Below are 17194 nucleotides of genomic sequence, written 5' to 3'. Positions count from 1 at the left end.
GCACGATGGGGGCATGCGACGACGTGAGCGGATCAAACGAGCCACCCGGACTGCCACACTGCTCGCGGTGCTGCTCGGCGGGGCCGGCGTCACCCACTTCCTGCAGCCGCGCCACTACGACCGGATCGTGCCGGACACACTGCCACCGCGCCTGACGACGGTCGCGTCCGGCGTGGCCGAACTCGGCATCGCCGCCGGGCTCGCGTTCCCGGCCACTCGCCGGGCCTCGGGGTGGGCCGCAGCTGCCCTGTTCGCCGCGGTCTTCCCCGCGAACGTGAAGATGGCGAACGACCTGCTCGACAGCCCGCGGTCGACCCGGGCGATGCGCCTCGTCTCCGTGCTGCGGCTCCCGCTGCAGGCCCCGCTCGTCCTGTGGGCCGTGCGCGTCGGTCGGCACGCACCGAAGCGGTGACCCAGCCGTCCTGGACCCGTGCGGCCGCACCACTGCTGCACCGGCCGGTGACCCAGCACGCGTGGGACGACATCGTCTTCGCGCACTGGCGACACGACCCGGGCGCACTGGCGCGACTCGTCCCGCGGGGGACGCGCCCCGACGTGGTCGACGGCAGCGCCTGGGTGGGACTGACGGCGTACGTCTTCCACGAGACGCGGGTGCCGCCGTTCCCCTCCGCCGGCCGCCTCGGCCGCATGACCGAGGTCACCATCGAGGTCCTGACCGTGGACGACCAGGGCCGGCGCGGCGTCGCGTACCGCACCGTGGACACCGCGAACGTGCCGGCGATCGTGGCCGCGCACGCGCTGCTCGGCGTGCCGTACACCTTCGCGCACGCCCGGTCGCGCCGCCGCGGCGAGGTCGTCGCGCACCGGTCGGTCCGGCACCCCGCACGTGCACTGCACCCGGTGCGCTGGGCGCGGTCGCTGCGGCAGGAACGCCCCTCGGGCACGGCCAGACCCCGGCACGCGGCCTCGATCCGGGTCACCGCCGGTGACGTCGTCGACACGCCCCTGGCCGCCGAACTCACCACCCGCGCCGGCATCCACGCCCGGTACCTCGCCCAGACGCTGTTCTGGCAGCGACAGCACCCGCCGCTGACCGTGCGGGCCGCGCACCTCGACCGGCTCGACGGGGACCTGCCGGACGCCGTCGGCATGCCGGGGCTGTTCGACCGGGCACCCGACTCGCTGCTCGTCGTCGACGGCACCACGGTGCGGTACGCCTGGGGTGGGGTCGTGCGGTAAGCGACCACGCCACGGACGATGCCGCCCGGTGACACGCGCTGAGCCGAGCGGAACGCCGGTCTCATATCAGGTACGTTGATCGGTGCGCGTGCACTGACCGCGCCCCGATCGAAGGAGAACGCATGCCGGTCCCCCGCAGCGCCCCGACCGAGCACCAGCTGCTCCGCGACACCGTCCGGCACAAGATCCACGACGCGATCATGGACGGCACGCTCGTCCCCGGCGAGCGGCTCAACGACGACGAGCTCATCGCCTGGCTCGGCGTCTCCCGCACGCCGATCCGCGAGGCGCTGAGCCAGCTCTCCCGCGCCGGCCTCATCGAGATGGCGCCGAACCGGTACACGCGCGTCACGACGCCGAACCCCGCCGAGGTCATCGAGGCGATGCAGACCCTCGGGGTGCTGTTCGGTGGTGTCGTCCGCCTCGCGGTCCCGCGCCTCGGCGCGGGTGCACGGAAGAAGATCCTCGCGCAGCTCGACAAGACGATCGCCGAGCTCGAGTCGCACGACGTCCCCGCGGTCAACCACGACGCGCTCGACGTGTTCGCGCTCTACGTCGCCGAGTGCGGCAACGAGAACCTGCAGCGCGTGTGCCGCGACACCATGGATGGTCTGGCCTTCCGCCTGCGCCTGCCGAACCTCGACGAGCTGGTCGACTGGGACCGCATGACCGCGGACTTCCGTCGGCTGCGCACCGCGACCGAGTCCGGCGACAACGTCGCCGCCGAGCTCGCGACCGAGGCGATCCACCAGCTACCGGGCGAGAAGCACTGAGTCCGGCTGTACGCCCGTACAGGAACCCGCCCGTCTCGCGCACGCGGGGCGGGCGGTCCGCGTTCCACGGGCCTCCCGGACACCCCGTCCGGACCCGCGACCGACGCGCACGACGCTCCCAGACTGCGGATCCGGCGAGCCGATAGCATCGCTGGCGACCACCCGATCGCCCACCCGGAGCAGCACATGAGTCCTCGATCGACGGACCGTACCGAGGTCGCCGCACGTCTGGCCGCGGCGGTCGGACGGATCAACCGGCGAGCACGGACGGACTCGGCCTCGCTCGGGTACGGGATCGTGTCCGCACTCGCCACCATCCAGCGCGAAGGACCCCTGCGCCCGGGCGACCTGTCGCGGATCGAGGTGGTCACGAAGCCCACGATGACCCGCATCCTGACCGAGCTCGAACAACGCGGGTTCATCGCGCGCGAGGCAGACCCCCGAGACGGTCGGGCCTTCATGGTCTCGGCCACCGACGAGGGCATCGCAGCGGTCGAACGAGCACGCTCGGACCGCACCGGGATCGTCGCCGAGCTCATCGCCGAGCTCGGTGAGTCCGACGTCACCGCGATCGCCGGAGCGCTCGACGCCCTCGAACGCGTCGCCCAGGGCGACCGCACCCAGGAACCTCACACGTTCTAGGTCCGAACCGGCCGTTACCGAACCGTTACCAACGGGTGGACGGACGGTTCTGCCAGCGATCCTGGACGCGTCATCCAGTCTGACGAGTCATCGTGTCGGCTTCGCCCGACGGCGGCCTCCCCAGGGCCGGTCGCGGCGGACGGACGGGCCCCACACCACCGTCCGGTCCTCCCCGGTTCGCCGGACTCCCCCTGCTGCGCGCACCTCGACGCGCGCAGCATCGCTCACCGTCCCCGATGTGCCGCGCAGCCCGGAGTCCCGCACTACGAACCGCCCGACCACCGGAACCGATGCCAGGACACACCCCCGACCTCCCCACCACCACCGCCTCGACCCGACGTGAGGCCCTGAACTCCCCCAGCCGGCGTGTGCGCCGCGCCCTCCGCCACCGTGCGCTCCGACACCGTGCGACGTTGATCGTCGGCGGCGCCGCGGTCCTCGCCGTTGCCGGCGGTGCCCTCACGATCGGCACCCAGCCCGCCATCGGCGAAGCGCTCGGCATGCCGACCGGCACCGCGAGCGCGATCGCGACGGCCCAGCCCGCCCTGCGCGGCACCGCCCTCGACCGTGCCCAGGCGGCGGCGACCATCTCGACCGCGAAGACCGTGATGACGACGGCGAACGCCAAGACCGACACGGCCTCGCTCGAGCAGCACATCGACGCGCTCAGTGACTACCCGGAGCTGTCCGGCGCCGCGCTCACGACGCGCATCTCGTCGACCGTCGAGTCGACCGCGCACGTCGCGCAGGCCAGCGCCACGCAGGACAAGCGCGACGTCGACGCGAAGGCAGCAGCCGTCGCGAAGGCCGCCGCCGAGAAGCGGGCGGCCGCAGCAGCAGCGGAGGCCGCACAGAAGCTGGCGGCGGGCAACACCGTCGCAGGCGCCAAGGCGACGGCGACCTCGCTGGCGTCCTCCGAGTACGGCTGGGGCTCCGACCAGTTCCAGTGCCTCGACAACCTGTGGACCAAGGAGTCCGGCTGGAACTACCAGGCCGTCAACGCCAACGGCGGGGCGACCGGCATCCCGCAGGCGCTGCCCGGTTCGAAGATGGCGACCATCGGCTCCGACTGGCAGACCAACGCCACGACCCAGATCAAGTGGGGCCTGCAGTACATCAGTGCCGCGTACGGCACCCCGTGCTCGGCGTGGGCGCACTCGCAGGCGAGCAACTTCTACTGAGCGGCGCGGGCCGGCCGCCTGCTGGCCCACGCACCTGCACGTCGAACGGCCCCGGGTACCGCCCGGGGCCGTTCGTCCTGTAGGCATGCCGGGTGACGACGATCGGACTGCGCCGGATGGCGCCCCGCGACCCCGCCGAGGGACACCGTGCCGCGAGCCCCCTGGAACTGCTGTTCGACCTGGTGTTCGTCGTCGCGGTGGGCTTCGCCGCCACCAACCTGCACGAGATCGAGACCGAGGGACACGTCAGCTCCGCGGTGGTGGCGTACGCCATGGTGTTCTTCGCCATCTGGTGGGCGTGGCTGAACTTCAGCTGGTTCGCGACCTCGTTCGACACCGACGACTGGCTGTACCGCGTCACGACGTTCGTGCAGATGGCCGGCGTGCTCGTGCTCGCCGCCGGGGTGCACGCCGCCATGGCCGAGGGCGACTTCACGGTGCCGGTGATCGGCTACGTGGTGATGCGCCTGGCGATGGTGGCGCAGTGGCTCCGCGTCGCCGTGTCGTCCTCGCGGTACCGCCGCACCGCACTCCGGTACGCCGTGGGCATCGTCGTCGTCCAGGCGCTCTGGGTCGGCATGCTCGCGCTGCCGCAGGGATCGACGGCGTGGGCGTTCCCCGTCCTCGTCCTGCTCGAGGTCCTCGTCCCGCCGATCGCCGAGGGCACGGGCGAGACGACGCCGTGGCACACGCACCACATCGCCGAGCGGTACGCGCTGTTCACCCTCATCGTGCTGGGCGAAGGACTCGTCGCCTCGGCGAACGCGGTCATCGACGGCATCGCCCAGGCCGACCACCTCGCGTCGCTGCTCGTCCTGGCCGCGGCCGGGCTCGTCATCGTCGCCGGACTGTGGTGGATCTACTTCTCGCGTGAGCAGCACGACCACATCCGGAACCTGCCGAGCGCGCTCGTGTTCGGCTACGGCCACTACTTCGTCTTCGCCGCCGCGGGTGCGCTGCCGGCCGGGATCGAGGTCGCGGTCAGCGCGGACGCCGGCGAGGCCGACCTGTCGCACGCCACGGTGGCTGCGACCGTGGCCGTCCCGGTCGCGCTGTTCGTGCTCGCGATCTGGGCGCTCGCACTCCGGCCGTCGCTGTCCGCCGGGTGGAACGCGATCGTCGTCGTGCTCGCCGTCGCGATCCTCGCGACGATCGCGGTGCCCGACGTCTCCCTCGTCGCGACCGCGCTGCTCGTCGCCGCGATCGTCGTGGTGCTCGAGGTCGCCGAGCGGCGGCCGGGGACGCACCGCGTGCGCTGAGGACGCGATCGGGGGGTCGGACGGGAGGCCCGTGGCGGTGCCGCCACGGGCCTCCCGTCCGTCAGTGGGCCGGGTTCACCCCACCCGCGCGACCCGCACGTCGACCCGCGTGAGCGCCAGGCCGTGCGCCGACGCCGTCGTCAGGGCGACGTCGTGCACGGCGCGGGCGACCTCGGGCGCGGGGCGGTGTCCGTCGGTGCCGATGACGACACGCAGGACGCCGTCGTCGACCACGATGCGTGCGGGGGTCGTGCTGGACGCCATGCCGCGGACGGCGCTGACCGTGCTGGCCACGGTCGGGCGGGCGCGGTAGAGGTCGGTGACGCCGGGGACGTCGACCACGGCCTGTTCGACCGCGGCGAGGGTGTCGTCGGTGGTGCTCATCGGGTCCCCTCGGTATCGATCTCAGTGTCGGTGTCGGTGTCGGTGTGCGGGTCGTCGGCGTCGGGCTGCGGTTCGAGCAGGTCGCGGACCACCACGTCGATCGACTCGACGACCAGGTCGGTCTGTTCGGCCAGCGCCTGGGCGACCCCGGTGCGGACCAGGTCCGCCGTCGCGACGATCGACGGACCCGACATGATCGCGACCTCGACGACCACGCGGATCGGTGCGGCGAGTTCGGTGACGTCGCCCTCGAGCCGGCACCGGGCGACGAGGACGCCGGGAACACCGTCGCCGGTCCGGCGGATGAGCGATCGGATGGCTCCCTCGGTCATCACCGGGCGCTCCGACTCGGACTGCGCGCGGAGCGGGACGTCACGTCCGGAGCGGGACTCCAGCGAGATGTTGGCGAGCACGCCGCCGATCCACGACTCGTCGGCCGGGGCTTCGTCGCGGGCGGCGGCCTCGAGGGACCCGAGCGACGCGTGCCGCACGCGCAGGATCGCCGCGAGGGCGTTCTGGCACGCGGGTGAGCCGTCGATGCTGGGGTCCGGCGGCTGCATGCCGGCGTCGAGGTAGTCGGCGAGCTCGTCGATGGAGTGGCCGTCGAGGTCGTCGAGTTCGAGTGCGTCGAGGTCGCTCATCGCCATCCCTCCATGAGTCGGATCATGTTCTTCCTCGCTCGGGACAGGAGTCCGCGGACCGTCGAGGGAGGCAGGTCGAGTTCTGCGGCGATGTCGTCGTAGCTGTACTCGAGCACCTCCTTCATGATCCAGCAGCGTCGTTGGGCTTCGGGCAGTTCAGCGAGCGCCGTCTCCGCCGCTTCCTCGCGCGAGCGGGCCTCGGCGACCCGGTCGGGAGCGTCGTCGGCGGGTGCGGCGACCTCGAGTTCGGTGACGTCGTCGTGGAACCGGCGGGCCCGGATGCGGTCCAGGCACTTCCGGCTGAGGATCCGCATCAGCCAGGACTTCACCTTGGCGTGGTCCTCGAGCCGGTCCAGGCGGTCCCACGCGGTGATGAAGGTCTCCTGTACGACGTCGTCGAGTTCGTCGGTCGATCCCAGGGTCCGACGGGCGTAGGCGCGCAGGAGCGGTGTGTAGCGGCGGATCAGGACCTCGAAGGCCCGGACGTCGCCATCGGACGACCGGCCGGCGAGGACCGCGTCGTCGAGCTCGGCGAGGGACTGGTGGTGCACGCTTTCCTTCTACTGGTCGGGGCTGGGAACGAGGTCGGTCGCTGATGGGACGCGCGAGGACGGCGGATCGTCACACTTCTCGTCACACTTGCGCCAGAGTTGTGGCATGTCGCTCGTCACCGCCGTCTGCCGCGTCGACCGCCTGCTGCCCGACTCCGGCACGATCGGCGTCACCGCCATCGACAAGCGTCCGGTCGACGGCAAGGTCCGGGTCCGACCGCTCGGGCTGTACGCCGACGTCCAGGCTGACCGGAAGCACCACGGTGGCGAGGACCAGGCCGTGTACGCCTACGCCGACGAGGACGCCGCGTACTTCGCCGCGTCGCTGGAGCGCGAGATCCCGCCGGGCCTGTTCGGCGAGAACCTGCGGACGACGGGTGTCGACGTCACCGGGGCCGTGACGGGCGAGCGGTGGCGCATCGGCGAGACGCTGGAGCTCGAGGTGACGATCCCGCGGATCCCGTGCGGCACGTTCGCGCGCCGGATGGGCGTCGACAAGTGGGTCCGGCGGTTCACCGAGGAAGGCCGTCCGGGCGCGTACCTGCGGGTCGTGAAGTCCGGCCCGGTTGCAGCTGGCGACCCGGTCGTCGTGACGTACCGGCCGGAGCACGGGGTGACGATCGGCGAGGTCTTCGCAGGGCTGACCCCTGAGCGTGCCCGTGCCGTGCTCGAGTCCGGGGAGCGACTCGCGCCGAAGGTCGTCCGCGACGTCTCGAAGGTCCTCGCCCGGTCCTCGGCAGCCGCCAGCTCCTGATCAGTCGCCGCGCGTCGGGTCGAGGGGCCGCTTCGCTCGGGGCAACCCGGCGACGACCAGGTCGTAGGCGTTCGCGACGAGGTCCTCGACCAGGGTCTCGTCGATGCCGTCACCGGGAGCGAGCGTGATCCAGTGCCGCTTGTTCATGTGCCACCCCGGTGTGATCTCGGCGTGGTCGCGGACGAGTGCTGCCCCGTGCGGTGGCGCGCACTTCAGGTTGACGATCGGCACACCACGGAGCTCGCTCGTCATGACGAACATCTTGTCGACGACCTTGTAGACCAGGGCGCCCTCGCCGAAGGGCTCGGTCTCGAACACCGCGGGCAGGCCCATCGCGGTGCGACTCGCGATCTCGTGCAACTGCGCGCCGTCCATGCACCCAGCATGCCCCAGACGCCCGACACCGCGGCTCGCGGACCGGACCTGTTCGGGGGCATGTCATGAGCGTCGTTCACATCGTAGGATCAGACCGCCGCGTACCCGACGCGGCGGTCGCTCCGGCGATCACCCACTCGTTCCAGGGGGAACCCGTGCGCATCATCCGTACCCTCGGCATCGCCGCCGCCACCGCAGTCCTCGCCACCACCGTCGTCGTCGGTGGGGCCTCGACCGCGCAGGCCGCCCCGAAGACCTACGCCAACTGCACCGCGGTGCACAAGGTCTACTCGGGCGGCATCGCGAAGAAGTCCGTCACGAAGAACAAGGTGGTCTCCGGCGGCAAGACCACGACCCGTGCGCTCAAGGGCACGGTGAAGAAGGACGACGCCCTGTACAAGGCGAACGCGAAGCTCGACCGCGACAAGGACGGCATCGCCTGCGAGAAGAGCTGAGGCGCTGACGCGCTGACGCACCGAAGCGCTGGCCCTCGAACGCCCCGTCGATCCGGCGGGGCGTTCAGAGCGTCGGGACGCCCTCGTGCCCGGACCGCGGGCGGGCGGTCCCGGCGACCCCGGTGACGACTGACCCCGCGGGGACGTCCTTCGTCACCACGGTGTTCGCACCGACGACGGAGTCCTGTCCGATGGTGATCGCCCCGATCAGCGAGGATCCCGCGCCGAGCACGACGCGGTCGCCGACGATCGGATGCCGGCGAGCTCCTGGGCCGTGGTCGCCACCGCGCCCGCCGAGGGTCACCCCGTGGAACAGCACGACGTCGTCCCCGATCACCGCGGTCTCCCCGATCACGACGCCCATGCCGTGGTCGATGAAGAACCGTCGGCCGATGCGGGCGCCGGGGTGGATCTCGATGCCCGTCACCGACCGTGCTGCCTGGCCGATGACCCGTGCGACGAACCGGGACCCGGGCAGGCCTCTGGCGAGCCAGAGCCGGTGCGTCACGCGGTAGGTCCAGATGGCGTGCAGCCCGGAGTAGACGATCGCGTTCTCGAGGTCACCACGGGCGGCGGGGTCGCCGCGGCGTGCTGCGGCCAGGTCCTCCCGGACCGTCCGCAGCACGCCTCGTCGGACGGGACGACTCACGCAGTGAGTCCCTCGAAGAGCACCGTCGACAGGTAGCGCTCCCCGGTGTCGCAGACGATCGCGACGACGCGCTTGCCGGCGTTCTCGGGTCGCGCTGCGATCTCGAGCGCGGCGTGGATGATCGCGCCGGACGAGATGCCGGCGAGGATGCCCTCGTCGGTCGCGAGCGCCCGCGCCACACGCAGGGCGTCGTCGAGCTCGACGTCGAACACCTCGTCGATGACGGACTGGTCGAGGACCTCGGGGATGAAGTTCGCACCGATGCCCGCGATCTTGTGCGGTCCGGCCTTGCCCTCGGTCAGCAGCGGGGAGTCCTTCGGCTCGACCGCGACGATCTGCACGCCGGGCACGCGCTCCTTGAGCACCTGGCCGACACCCGTGATCGTGCCACCGGTCCCGACGCCGGCGACGAACACGTCGACGTGCTCCTCGGTGTCGCGCAGGATCTCCTCAGCGGTGGTCTTCCGGTGGATCGCGGCGTTCGCGGCGGTCTCGAACTGGTGGGCGAGGATCGCGCCGGGCGTCTCGTCGACGATCGCGGCGGCGCGTTCGACCGCGCCCTTCATGCCCTCGGGACCGGGGGTGAGCACGATCTCGGCGCCGTAGGCGCGCATCACCGCACGACGCTCGACGCTCATCGTCTCCGGCATCGTGATGATCACCTTGTACCCGCGGGCCGCACCGACGAGCGCGAGGGCGATGCCGGTGTTGCCCGACGACCCCTCGACGATGGTGCCGCCCGGCTGCAGGTCGCCGGACTGCTCGGCCGCGTCGATGATCGCGACGCCGAGGCGGTCCTTCACGCTGGCGCCGGGGTTGTAGAACTCGAGCTTGGCCAGCACCTCGGCGCCACCCGCCTTCGGCAGCCGGTTCAGCTTGACGAGCGGGGTGTTGCCGAACGCCTGGGAGATGTTGTCGTAGATCGTGCCGCTCATCCGGTCCGTCCTCATCGGGTCAGGTCGCGCATCGCTCTTCCTGGAGGCGCGGTGTGCGCCCGATCCTAGCGACCGGACCCCAGGTGGTCCTGTCCACGGCATCGGGCTCCCATTGCCGTGTGGCCCACCTGGGCGTACGGTGCCGGGCAACGACGAGGAGGTCGCCATGTCCAAGCTGCAGCAACCCGAGGTCGCACCGCCCGTGGTCGACCGTGCCGCGTTCGACGAGGCACTCGCCACCCAGGTCCGCGACGAGAAGGAACTCACCCGGCACGGCGACCGGGTGTCCGCCGCCCGCCGCCGACTCCCGATGGTCCAGGTGGAGGACTACGAGTTCCAGGGCTCCGACGGCCCGGTCCGGCTCTCCGAGCTGTTCGACGGCCGCTACCTGCTGCTCGTGCAGAACGTGATGTTCGCGCCCGACTGGGACGACGGCTGCCCGAGCTGCACCTGGGCCGTGGACAACCTGCCGGCGAACACGGGCCGGCTCGACGACGAGGGCATCGCGTTCGCCATGGTCTCGCAGGCTCCGATCGAGAAGCTCGAGCGCTGGCGGGAGCTGCGCGGCTGGCCGCACCGGTGGGTGTCGTCGGGCGCCACGAGCTACCACGACGACTGGGGCTGGACCCTGCACCACGACGACTACGACGGTCCGGTGCCGGGCTACTCGTACTACCTGCTGCGCGATGGCGTGCCCTACCTGACGTACGCCACCGGATCGCGTGGGACCGAGGCGATCCTGCCCGTCGCGCACATCATGGACCGCACCGCGTACGGCCGCCAGCAGGATTGGGAGGACAGCCCCGAGGGCTGGCCGCAGTACCCCACCTACGGTTGAGCGTCCTCCGCTGGCCGCAGCGCCCGCCGGAGTTGCGCCTCCGAAGGCAGCGCTCGCTGCAGCTCAGTTGGCAGCAGATCGAACGAAGCCACTCCCACCGGGGCGTTGGACGCGCCGAGTGCGTACCGGACGACGGCGTCGTTCTTGCCCGCGACGAGCAACAGCCCGACGGTCTCAGCGTGCGCTGGGCGGCGGAGCTCGCCGTCGACGAGGGCAACGTAGAACGAGAGCTGCCCGATGTTGTCCGGCCGGAACTCCCCGGTCTTGAGTTCCACGACGACGTACCGGAGCTGCTCGACGTGGAAGAAGAGGAGATCGACGAAGAAGTCGTTGCCATCGACGTCGAAGTGCACCTGCCGCCCGACGAATGCGAACCCGGTACCGAACTCGCGGAGGGTTTCCTCGATCCGCTGCACCAGTGCGCGCTCGAGCTTTCGCTCGTCGAGGTCGCCGTCGACGGCGAGGAAGTCGAGCACGTACGGGTCCCGGGTCATCTGCCGAGCCAGATCGGCACCGTCTTCGTCCAGGAGACGACTGAAGTTCGTTGGCGGAGTCCCGCTGCGCTCCAAGACACGAGTTCGCAGGTTGTGCACGAGCGCACTGCGCGACCAGCTGCCCTGAACCGCAGCTACGGCGTACCGAGCCCGGCGATCAGGCTCCGCCACTGGGAGCAGAGCACGGATGTGCCCCCACGGCAATTGGTCCACAAGCTGTGGACCAATTGATGTTTCCTCAGGCCAGGCCGCCGCGAACTGCCGCATGTACTTGAGGTTCGTCGCCGACAGCCCCTTCATCGACGGGAACTCGCTTCGCAGATCGTCGGCGAGCCGGTTCAGGACACCGCTCCCCCACTGCCCGCTCTTCGACCGCTCGAGCAGGACCGTGCCGATCGACCAGTACAGGTGCACCAGTTGCGCGTTCGCTGCCAGCTGCACGCGATGCCGCGTCGCGGTCACCTGTTCGCGGATCACTCGAAACGTGTGTTCGTACTCGGCCGGGAGCGTCGATCCATCAGTCATCCGCCGATCGTGGGGGCTGCTGGCACGCGCCGTCCACGAATCGGTATGGACGTCACGTGTGAGGGCACATGGCCAGGGTCAGCGCACGAATGCCGTCCGCGCGAACCGCTCGTCGGTCGCTCCGAGCACCCGCAGCACGTTGCCCCCGGCGAGCGCCCGCAGGTCGTCCGCTCCCCACCCGCGCCGCTGCAGCTCGGCGGCGAGCACCGGGTACCGGGACACGTCACGCAGGTCCGGCGGCAGCACCGGGGTGCCGTCGTAGTCCCCGCCGAGGCCGATGTGTGCTGCGCCGGCGAGGTCGCGGGCGTGCTCGACGTGGTCGGCGACGTCCGACACCGTCACGAGCGGCGGCTCCCCCACCGAGCCGGCGTCCTCCCAGTCCGCCCAGTCGCGGGAGACGAACTTCGGCACGAACGTGATCATCACGATGCCGCCGTTGTCCGACAACCGGGCGAGCACGTCGTCCGGCACGTTGCGCGGGTGGTCGTCGACGGCGACGGTGGACGAGTGGCTGAAGACGACGGGCTGCGTGGCGACGTCGAGGGTGTCCCGCATGGTCGCCGGTGCGGTGTGGGACAGGTCGACGAGCATGCCGATCCGCTCCATCTCGGCCACCACCTGGCGGCCGCGGTCGGTCAGCCCGCCGTGCGGACGCGAGCCCGTCGCCGAGTCGGCCCAGGGGGTGTCGTCGTTGTGCGTGAGCGTCATGTAGCGGACGCCGAGTCGGGCGAAGTCGCGGAGCACCGCCAGGTCGTCGCCGATGGAGTGCCCGCCCTCGGCGCCGAGCAGCGACGCGATCCGGCCGGACTCGACCGCCGCCCGCACCTCGGCCGCCGTCCGGGCGAGTGCGAGCGACTCCGGGTACCGCGCGATGATCCGGTGCGCCAGGTCGATCTGCTGCAGCGTCGTCCGCACCGGGTCCGGTTCGTCGACGGGCACGAAGACCGACCAGAACTGCCCGACGACCCCACCGGCGCGGAGCTTCGGCAGGTCGGTGTGCAGCGAGTCGACCTCGGTGTCGATGCCCTCGAGCCCGGAGTCGTGGGTCTCGCGGCGCTCCCACGGCAGGTCGTTGTGGCCGTCGATGACCGGGAACGGGATCGCGTCGAACGTCATGCCCCCGACGCTACCGCGCACGTCCCTGTGGCTAGGCTCGGTGCGTGGACCCCGTCACCCTCCGGACCGATCGCCTGGTGCTCTCCGTGCCGGTGCCCGCCGATGCGGAGGACGTCGTCGCCTACGCGAACGATCCCGACGTCGTCGCCTACACACCGGTACCGGTGCCGTACGGCCACGCCGAGGCGCACCACTGGATCACCGACGTCGTGCGCGCTGGCTGGTCCACGGACTCCCGCTACGAGTTCGGCATCCGGCGAGCCGACGACCTCCGACTCCTCGGGACGATCGGGCTGTTCGGGTTCGTCGACGGCGCGGCCGAGGTCGGCTACGCCGTGCACCCGGACGGTCGCGGCCACGGCTTCGTGACCGAGGCCGCAGCCGCCGTCCTGGCGTGGGCGTTCGCGCCGTCGCCCGACGGACTCGGGCTCGTCCGCGTGCAGTGGCGAGCGATCGCCACGAACGCCCCGTCTGCGACGATCGCGCAGCGGCTCGGGCTCCGCTACGAGGGGCGACTCCGGTCCGGCGTGTTCCACCGCGGACGACGCCACGACCAGCTCATCGCAGCTGCTCTGCGCGACGACGACCGCTCGACGCCGACGGTCTGGCCTGCGTCGTGACGGTGACGTTCCTCGTGGTGACCGAGCTCGCCGCACCGCCCGAGCGCGCGTTCGCGCTGTCGCTCGACATCGGCGCGCACGAGCGGTCGATGGCTGCGACCGACGAACGCGCCGTCGCCGGCACGACGTCCGGCACGATCGGCTTGGGCGAGTCCGTCACCTGGCGCGCGCGGCACTTCGGGATCGTCTGGCGGATGACGAGTGAGATCACCAGCCTGGAGGCTCCGCACCGGTTCGTCGACGAACAGGTGCGTGGTCCGTTCGCCCGCTTCCACCACGAGCACCGGTTCGAGCCGTCGGCCGGCGGCACGCGCATGGTCGACACCATCACGTTCCGAGCACCGTTCGGCCCGCTCGGTCGTCTGGCTGAGGTCGTCGCCCTCGAGCGCTACCTGCCGCGGCTCATCCGTGAGCGCAACGCGTCGCTCGCCACCGAGCTGCACGCCGACGGCCGCGACGGCCCTGACGGCCCCGACGGTCAGGGCGCTGCGAGCTCCCCCAGCGCGTCGTAGGCACTCGCCACCGCATCGACCCGCGCGCGGCCGGCCGGTCCCGAGGCTTCGTACACGTCGTTCGCGATGGCCGCGACGACCGCGAACAAGGCCGCCATCGAGTCGAACGCCGCCGGTGAGTCGACCGGGCACAGGATCGCGGTGTTCGCCGGTGCCGCGATGACGGCTGCGGTCGGATCGCCCAGCACGACGACGTCGGCGCCGGTCGACACGCAGTGCCGCACGATCCGGTCGACCCCGGCAGTGTGCCGACGCACGGTCACCAGGACGACGAGGTCACGGCGGTCGAGGTCGGCGACCTCTTCGCCGAGCCGCTGCCCCGGTGCCGGACCGACCCGGACGTCGGAGCGGACCTGGGCGAGCTGCGCGCGGAGCTGCAGCGCCACCGGGTAGGCGCCGCGCTCCCCGAACACGAGCACGCGATGAGCGCGGACGATGCGGCGAGCGAGTCGCGGACGATCGGCACGGGCCAGCGAGGCGAAGGCCGCGTCGAGGTTGCGGGCCTCGACGGCGCGCTGGTCGACGTGGGCGGCGTCTTCCGCAACCCACGGCAGGCCGGAGCCGCGTGCGGACATCAGGTTCTGCCGGACCTCGGCCGCGTCCTGGAACCCGAGCGATCGGACGAGCCGGGACACCGTGGCCTTCGACGTGCCCGACTCGGCGGCGAGTTCGGCCGAGGTCCCGACGAGCAGGAGTTCCGGGTCGTGCCGGACCATCGCGGCGACGCGTCGTTCGGCGGGCGAGAGCTGCTCCCAGACGGAGTCGATGCGGGCGCGGACGTCCGGTCCGGCGGTGCTCATGCCCGGGCCACCCGCTCCACCGCGACGGCGAGCGCGTCGAGCCCGAGCGCGATGTCGGGCGTCGAGACGAACTCGTCCGGGTGGTGGCTGATGCCGTCCGGGTTGCGCAGGAACAGCATCGCGACGTCGGTGACGAGCCCGAGCGACATGGCGTCGTGTCCGGCCCGCGAGAACAGCTCCATCGGCGCGGCCTCACCCGTCGACTCGATGCCGGCGCGGACGGCGTCCATCAGCCGCGGCGCGCAGAACACCGCCGGCGCGCGGTGCACCTCGGTCGGCGTGACGCTGACCCCGCGTCGTTCCCCGATCAGCGAGAACGCCTTCGTGAGCTCGTCCCACACCGCGTCGCGGCCGTCGTCGAACTCGCCGCGCAGGTCCACCGAGAACCGTGCGAGGCCGGGGACCACGTTCACCGCGCCCGGTTCGACGGTCATCGTGCCGACGGTGCCGACGTGGTGCGACGCCCGGCAGATCCGCTCGACGGCCAAGGCGGCCTCGGCCGCGGCGAGCAGCGCGTCGTGGCGGCGCTCGTAGGGGGTGCCGCCCGCGTGCCGGGCCTCGCCCACGGCCTCGACCGAGAACCGTCGTGCGCTCGCGATGCTCGTGACGACGCCGAGCGCCTGACCGGCCTGCTCGAGGTACGGGCCCTGTTCGATGTGCGCCTCGAGGTACCCGGCGAGCGTCGTCGGGTCGGCCGCCGCGTCACCCACCCGGGCCGGGTCGAGCCCGAACCGGGTGAAGGCCTCGCGCAGGGTCACGCCGTCGCCGTCCGCCAGGTCCCACCAGGACTCGTCCCACACCCCGGCGACGGCGGACGACCCGAGCAGGGCCTTGCCGAAGCGGGTCCCCTCTTCGTCGGAGAACGCGATGACCTCGAGCGCGACGGGCAGCGGCCCCGCGGCCGTCAGTCGCGCAGCGGTGCGGATGGCCATCAGGACCCCGACGATCCCGTCGTAGCGGCCGGCGTCCACCACGGTGTCGAGGTGCGAGCCGAGCAGCAGCACGGGGGCGTCGGGGGCCATCCCGCCGACCCGTCCGTGCAGGTTGCCGGCGGCGTCCTGCCAGGTGGTGAGTCCGGCGTCCTGCATCCACCCGGCGACGATCCCGTTGACACGGGCGTGCTCGGGCGACAGGTACACGCGGGTGATCCGGCCGGTCTCCTCGGTGACCAGGGCCAGCTCGTCGCACCAGCGCGCCACGAGCTCGGCGTCGGCGGTACCCAGGGCGGTGGCGGTCACGACCGGGGCCGCGCTCACGCCAGCACCCCGACCGGCGCACCGGAGAAGACGTCGAGGGCCGCGTCGACCCCACCGCCGTGCGGGACGGCGTGCCCCGCACGGCGGAGCGCGTGCTCGAGGGCGGCGAGCGTCGTCACGACGGTGTCCTTGCGGGCGTTGTAGCCCATGGTGCCGATGCGCCAGACCTTGCCGTGCAGCGGTCCGAACGAGGTGCCGATCTCGATGCCGTGGTCGTCGAGCATCGAACCACGGACCTGGTCGCCGACGACGTCGGACGGGATCTCCACCGCGACGACGTTGTGCATCTTGTGTGCGACGTCACCGAACACCCCGAGCCCGAGCGCCTGGACGCCCTGCAGCATCGCGCGGCCCGCGAGTTCGTGGCGTGCGATCGCCTGCTCGCGCCCTTCGTCGAGCAGGATGCGGGCGCACTCGTTGGCGGCGTAGAGCATCGACGCGGCCTCGGTGTGGTGGTTCAGCCGCCGCGGACCCCAGTAGTCCAGGATCATCGCGAGGTCGAGGTAGTTCGAGCGGATCGGCTCGTCGGCGACGTCGTCACCGGGTTCGCGGATGCCCGCCTCGACGCTGCGGCGCTCGTCGAGCACGGCGGTCGCACGCGGCGAGACGGTGACCGGCGCGCTGCCGGACGGCCCGCCGAGGCACTTCTGCAGGCCGGCACTGACGGCGTCGATGCCCCAGGCGTCGACCTCGAGCGGGTTGCCGCCGACGGTCGCCGTGGCGTCGGTGTAGAACAGCACACCGTGCCGCTCGCAGATCGCGCCCAGTTCGTCGAGCGGCTGGTTCATCGTCGTGGAGGTGTCGCCCTGCACGATCGCCAGCACCTTCGGCCGGACACGGACGATGGCGTCCTCGATCGCGGACGGTGTGAAGACCTGCCCCCACGCGGTCTCGATGGTGTGGACCTCGGCCCCGGCACGGCCGGCGATCTCGGCGAGCAGGTGCCCGAACCGGCCGAACACCGGCACGAGCACGCGATCCCCGGGTGCGAGGAGCGACACGAGCACCGCCTCGATCCCGGCGCGCGAGGTGCCGTCGACGAGCACGGTGGCGTCGTTCGTGGTGCCGAACACACCGCGGTAGAGCTCCTGGGTGTCGTTCATGGCGGAGGTCATCCACGGGTCGTACTGCCCGACGAGCGGGGTCGACAGGGCGCGGAGCACACGCGGGTCGGCGGTGATCGGGCCGGGGCCCATGAGGAGGCGGGCTGGCGGGTTCACGGGGTGCATGGTTG

General features: G+C 71.8%; 22 protein-coding genes. 11 read left to right on the top strand and 11 right to left on the bottom strand.

Annotated features, from left to right (window positions below; genetic code table 11):
* Positions 1–13 precede the first annotated feature (13 nt).
* The 6 genes from ITJ69_RS05070 (at position 14) to ITJ69_RS05045 (ending at position 5055) form a co-directional block, all read left to right on the top strand.
* Complete coding sequence (locus tag ITJ69_RS05070) at positions 14–412, top strand: hypothetical protein (protein ID WP_123338786.1); 399 nt, start codon at positions 14–16, stop codon at positions 410–412.
* The gene (locus ITJ69_RS05065) at positions 409–1200 is read left to right on the top strand and encodes a YqjF family protein (RefSeq protein WP_194672182.1); all 792 of its coding nucleotides are present in this window, start codon (positions 409–411) and stop codon (positions 1198–1200) included. Before ITJ69_RS05070 ends, ITJ69_RS05065 begins: the two co-directional genes overlap by 4 nt.
* Before the next feature lie 122 nt (positions 1201–1322).
* Entirely contained in the window at positions 1323–1973 is a 651-nt protein-coding gene (locus ITJ69_RS05060; RefSeq protein ID WP_194672181.1) for a GntR family transcriptional regulator, read from the top strand.
* Between the two features lie 186 nt (positions 1974–2159).
* A complete protein-coding gene (locus ITJ69_RS05055; RefSeq protein WP_131921792.1) occupies positions 2160–2615 on the top strand; it encodes a MarR family winged helix-turn-helix transcriptional regulator in 456 nt (151 codons plus the stop codon).
* A 290-nt stretch (positions 2616–2905) separates the two neighbouring features.
* The gene (locus tag ITJ69_RS05050) at positions 2906–3796 is read left to right on the top strand and encodes a phospholipase (protein WP_194672180.1); all 891 of its coding nucleotides are present in this window, start codon (positions 2906–2908) and stop codon (positions 3794–3796) included.
* A 92-nt stretch (positions 3797–3888) separates the two neighbouring features.
* Positions 3889–5055, top strand: coding sequence for a low temperature requirement protein A (locus tag ITJ69_RS05045; protein ID WP_323742983.1), 1167 nt, complete (start codon positions 3889–3891; stop codon positions 5053–5055).
* A gap of 75 nt (positions 5056–5130) precedes the next feature.
* Here the strand turns inward: ITJ69_RS05045 and ITJ69_RS05040 are convergent, their stop codons facing one another.
* The 3 genes from ITJ69_RS05040 to ITJ69_RS05030 are packed head-to-tail and all read right to left on the bottom strand — an operon-like array spanning position 5131 to position 6631.
* The gene (locus tag ITJ69_RS05040; RefSeq protein WP_194646517.1) at positions 5131–5439 is read right to left on the bottom strand and encodes a hypothetical protein; all 309 of its coding nucleotides are present in this window, start codon (positions 5437–5439) and stop codon (positions 5131–5133) included.
* Positions 5436–6080: a hypothetical protein gene (locus ITJ69_RS05035; RefSeq protein ID WP_194672179.1), complete on the bottom strand. Its 645-nt coding sequence runs from the start codon at positions 6078–6080 to the stop codon at positions 5436–5438. Before ITJ69_RS05035 ends, ITJ69_RS05040 begins: the two co-directional genes overlap by 4 nt.
* Positions 6077–6631: an RNA polymerase sigma factor gene (locus tag ITJ69_RS05030; protein WP_111084365.1), complete on the bottom strand. Its 555-nt coding sequence runs from the start codon at positions 6629–6631 to the stop codon at positions 6077–6079. The genes ITJ69_RS05035 and ITJ69_RS05030 overlap by 4 nt, the downstream gene beginning before the upstream one ends.
* 106 nt (positions 6632–6737) lie before the next feature.
* Between ITJ69_RS05030 and ITJ69_RS05025 the strand changes: the two genes are divergently transcribed.
* Positions 6738–7385, top strand: a complete 648-nt coding sequence (locus ITJ69_RS05025) for an MOSC domain-containing protein (protein WP_123938558.1) — start codon at positions 6738–6740, stop codon at positions 7383–7385.
* On the opposite strand, the gene ITJ69_RS05020 is transcribed toward ITJ69_RS05025, so the two are convergent.
* Positions 7386–7760 (bottom strand): MmcQ/YjbR family DNA-binding protein, encoded by a 375-nt coding sequence (locus tag ITJ69_RS05020; RefSeq protein WP_123292015.1) that lies wholly within the window; start codon positions 7758–7760, stop codon positions 7386–7388.
* Between the two features lie 155 nt (positions 7761–7915).
* Here ITJ69_RS05020 and ITJ69_RS05015 point away from each other — a divergent pair, with 155 nt between their 5' ends.
* On the top strand, positions 7916–8215 hold the full coding sequence (locus tag ITJ69_RS05015; RefSeq protein ID WP_235035941.1) for an excalibur calcium-binding domain-containing protein: 300 nt from the start codon (positions 7916–7918) through the stop codon (positions 8213–8215).
* A 64-nt stretch (positions 8216–8279) separates the two neighbouring features.
* On the opposite strand, the gene epsC is transcribed toward ITJ69_RS05015, so the two are convergent.
* The gene (gene epsC, locus ITJ69_RS05010; RefSeq protein ID WP_243649931.1) at positions 8280–8864 is read right to left on the bottom strand and encodes a serine O-acetyltransferase EpsC; all 585 of its coding nucleotides are present in this window, start codon (positions 8862–8864) and stop codon (positions 8280–8282) included.
* A complete protein-coding gene (gene cysK, locus ITJ69_RS05005) occupies positions 8861–9799 on the bottom strand; it encodes a cysteine synthase A (RefSeq protein WP_123292013.1) in 939 nt (312 codons plus the stop codon). Before cysK ends, epsC begins: the two co-directional genes overlap by 4 nt.
* Positions 9800–9965: 166 nt before the next feature.
* Between cysK and ITJ69_RS05000 the strand changes: the two genes are divergently transcribed.
* Positions 9966–10637 (top strand): DUF899 family protein, encoded by a 672-nt coding sequence (locus ITJ69_RS05000; protein ID WP_194672177.1) that lies wholly within the window; start codon positions 9966–9968, stop codon positions 10635–10637.
* Here the strand turns inward: ITJ69_RS05000 and ITJ69_RS04995 are convergent.
* Together ITJ69_RS04995 and ITJ69_RS04990 are read right to left on the bottom strand one after the other, a co-directional pair.
* Complete coding sequence (locus ITJ69_RS04995; protein WP_194672176.1) at positions 10628–11656, bottom strand: PDDEXK nuclease domain-containing protein; 1029 nt, start codon at positions 11654–11656, stop codon at positions 10628–10630. The genes ITJ69_RS05000 and ITJ69_RS04995 overlap by 10 nt on opposite strands.
* 78 nt (positions 11657–11734) lie before the next feature.
* Positions 11735–12772 carry a dipeptidase gene (locus ITJ69_RS04990; protein WP_194672175.1) on the bottom strand — a complete coding sequence of 346 codons (1038 nt, stop codon included), beginning with the start codon at positions 12770–12772 and terminating at the stop codon, positions 11735–11737.
* Positions 12773–12816: 44 nt separating this feature from the next.
* Here ITJ69_RS04990 and ITJ69_RS04985 point away from each other — a divergent pair, with 44 nt between their 5' ends.
* Positions 12817–13392 (top strand): GNAT family N-acetyltransferase, encoded by a 576-nt coding sequence (locus ITJ69_RS04985; protein ID WP_194672174.1) that lies wholly within the window; start codon positions 12817–12819, stop codon positions 13390–13392.
* Positions 13389–13904 (top strand): SRPBCC family protein, encoded by a 516-nt coding sequence (locus tag ITJ69_RS04980; protein WP_194672173.1) that lies wholly within the window; start codon positions 13389–13391, stop codon positions 13902–13904. The genes ITJ69_RS04985 and ITJ69_RS04980 overlap by 4 nt, the downstream gene beginning before the upstream one ends.
* Here ITJ69_RS04980 and ITJ69_RS04975 read toward each other — a convergent pair.
* The 3 genes from ITJ69_RS04975 to ITJ69_RS04965 are packed head-to-tail and all read right to left on the bottom strand — an operon-like array spanning position 13871 to position 17189.
* On the bottom strand, positions 13871–14704 hold the full coding sequence (locus ITJ69_RS04975; protein WP_123292009.1) for a MurR/RpiR family transcriptional regulator: 834 nt from the start codon (positions 14702–14704) through the stop codon (positions 13871–13873). The two genes, ITJ69_RS04980 and ITJ69_RS04975, sit on opposite strands and share 34 nt — an antisense overlap.
* Complete coding sequence (locus ITJ69_RS04970) at positions 14701–15960, bottom strand: allantoate amidohydrolase (protein ID WP_159573203.1); 1260 nt, start codon at positions 15958–15960, stop codon at positions 14701–14703. Before ITJ69_RS04970 ends, ITJ69_RS04975 begins: the two co-directional genes overlap by 4 nt.
* Positions 15957–17189, bottom strand: coding sequence for a pyridoxal-phosphate-dependent aminotransferase family protein (locus ITJ69_RS04965; protein ID WP_131845765.1), 1233 nt, complete (start codon positions 17187–17189; stop codon positions 15957–15959). Before ITJ69_RS04965 ends, ITJ69_RS04970 begins: the two co-directional genes overlap by 4 nt.
* Positions 17190–17194 lie beyond the last annotated feature (5 nt).

The organism is Curtobacterium sp. VKM Ac-2887, assembly GCF_015350935.1.
In the GTDB taxonomy this organism is placed as follows: Bacteria; Actinomycetota; Actinomycetes; order Actinomycetales; family Microbacteriaceae; genus Curtobacterium.
This window is presented reverse-complemented; position numbering and strand designations above follow the sequence as displayed.

What these genes read in the sequence shown, in the direction of transcription:
- ITJ69_RS05070 (WP_123338786.1), top strand. Translation starts at nt 14, where the DNA reads ATGCGACGACGTGAGCGGATCAAACGAGCCACCCGGACTGCCACACTG.
- ITJ69_RS05060 (WP_194672181.1), top strand. Translation starts at nt 1,323, where the DNA reads ATGCCGGTCCCCCGCAGCGCCCCGACCGAGCACCAGCTGCTCCGCGAC.
- ITJ69_RS05055 (WP_131921792.1), top strand. Translation starts at nt 2,160, where the DNA reads ATGAGTCCTCGATCGACGGACCGTACCGAGGTCGCCGCACGTCTGGCC.
- ITJ69_RS05050 (WP_194672180.1), top strand. Translation starts at nt 2,906, where the DNA reads ATGCCAGGACACACCCCCGACCTCCCCACCACCACCGCCTCGACCCGA.
- ITJ69_RS05040 (WP_194646517.1), bottom strand. Translation starts at nt 5,439, where the DNA reads ATGAGCACCACCGACGACACCCTCGCCGCGGTCGAACAGGCCGTGGTC.
- ITJ69_RS05035 (WP_194672179.1), bottom strand. Translation starts at nt 6,080, where the DNA reads ATGAGCGACCTCGACGCACTCGAACTCGACGACCTCGACGGCCACTCC.
- ITJ69_RS05025 (WP_123938558.1), top strand. Translation starts at nt 6,738, where the DNA reads ATGTCGCTCGTCACCGCCGTCTGCCGCGTCGACCGCCTGCTGCCCGAC.
- ITJ69_RS05020 (WP_123292015.1), bottom strand. Translation starts at nt 7,760, where the DNA reads ATGGACGGCGCGCAGTTGCACGAGATCGCGAGTCGCACCGCGATGGGC.
- cysK (WP_123292013.1), bottom strand. Translation starts at nt 9,799, where the DNA reads ATGAGCGGCACGATCTACGACAACATCTCCCAGGCGTTCGGCAACACC.
- ITJ69_RS05000 (WP_194672177.1), top strand. Translation starts at nt 9,966, where the DNA reads ATGTCCAAGCTGCAGCAACCCGAGGTCGCACCGCCCGTGGTCGACCGT.
- ITJ69_RS04995 (WP_194672176.1), bottom strand. Translation starts at nt 11,656, where the DNA reads ATGACTGATGGATCGACGCTCCCGGCCGAGTACGAACACACGTTTCGA.
- ITJ69_RS04990 (WP_194672175.1), bottom strand. Translation starts at nt 12,772, where the DNA reads ATGACGTTCGACGCGATCCCGTTCCCGGTCATCGACGGCCACAACGAC.
- ITJ69_RS04975 (WP_123292009.1), bottom strand. Translation starts at nt 14,704, where the DNA reads ATGAGCACCGCCGGACCGGACGTCCGCGCCCGCATCGACTCCGTCTGG.
- ITJ69_RS04965 (WP_131845765.1), bottom strand. Translation starts at nt 17,189, where the DNA reads ATGCACCCCGTGAACCCGCCAGCCCGCCTCCTCATGGGCCCCGGCCCG.